2 protein-coding genes are annotated in these 1147 nt (G+C 73.8%); both read left to right on the forward strand.

What is annotated here, in order from left to right:
• On the forward strand, positions 1 to 767 hold a 767-nt coding region (locus PKE99_RS37630; protein ID WP_271215039.1), incomplete at its 5' end, for a PfkB family carbohydrate kinase.
• Between the two features lie 37 nt (positions 768 to 804).
• Positions 805 to 1147, forward strand: a 343-nt coding sequence (locus PKE99_RS37635; RefSeq protein ID WP_271215040.1) for a ribose-phosphate pyrophosphokinase-like domain-containing protein, incomplete at its 3' end; no start/stop codon positions are given.

Genomic DNA, 1147 nt, shown 5'->3' on the forward strand with positions numbered 1-1147 from the left:
AGGTCCGCTACTGCGGCGCCGTCGGCGCGGACGACACCGGAACCGGTGCCCTGGCGGAGCTGCGCGCGGAGGGGATCGACGTCACTGACGTGGCCGTGCTCAAAGGAGTCGCCACCGGCATGGCCCTGATCGTCGTCGACGGCCGCGGGGAGAATCAGATCGCCGTGGGGGCCGGGGCCAATGCAGCCGTGGAACCGGCGGCGGTGCGCGCCGCGGTGGCGCGCTCGGCGGAGTGGGCCGGCTGCGTGCTGGTCAGCACCGAGATCCCGTCGGAGGCGGTCGCGGCGGCGGTGGAGACCGCGGTGGCGTACGGGCTGGCGTGCGTGCTCAACCCGGCGCCGGTAACCGCGGAGCTGGTGGACCTGCTCGGGCTCGGCCCGGTCGTCACCCCGAACCGGTCGGAGCTGCGGGACCTCTACGCGCTGGTAGAGGAGGGTACGGCCGACTCGGTGGCGGAGATGGCGGCCGCGGTGGCCGCTCTGACCGGCGCATCGGTGGTGGTGACGCTCGGCGGCGACGGGGTGCTGATCGTCGACCCCGAGCGGGGGGCGACGCCCCTGCCCGCCCCGCCCGCCACGGTCCGCGACACCACGGGCGCGGGCGACACGTTCAACGGGGTGCTCGCAGCCGCGCTGGCCGCCGGAGCCGCGGTCCCCGAAGCCGCGGCCCGCGGCGTGGCGGCAGCCTCGCTGTCCGTCGGCACGGTCGGGGCACGAGCCGGCATGCCACGGGCTGCGGCGATCGACGGAGCGACGGGGCCGGGCTGAGGTGCCGGCCCCCACGAACCCAACGAAGGGTGGATTCATGACGGCGTCTCTACAGCGGGGCTACGACAAGCGGCTGATGCTGTTCTCGGGCCGCGCGAACCCTGTGCTGGCCGACCGGATCGCCGGGCAGCTCGGTGTCGATCTCGGCCCGATCACGCTCAAAACCTTCTCCAACGACGAGGTCTACTGCCGGTTCGACGAGTCGATCCGCGGCGCGGACGTGTTCCTCGTCCAGCCGATGTGCGGCAACCCCGAGACCGGGGTCAACGCCAACGACGCGCTGCTGGAGCTGCTGGTCATGGTGGACGCGGCGGTCGGTGCCAGCGCCCACCGCGTGGCCGCCGTGACGCCCTGGTACGGCTACCCGCGGCAGGACAAGA

It is taken from the genome of Pseudonocardia halophobica (genome assembly GCF_027922425.1).
GTDB lineage: Bacteria > Actinomycetota > Actinomycetes > Mycobacteriales > Pseudonocardiaceae > Pseudonocardia > Pseudonocardia halophobica.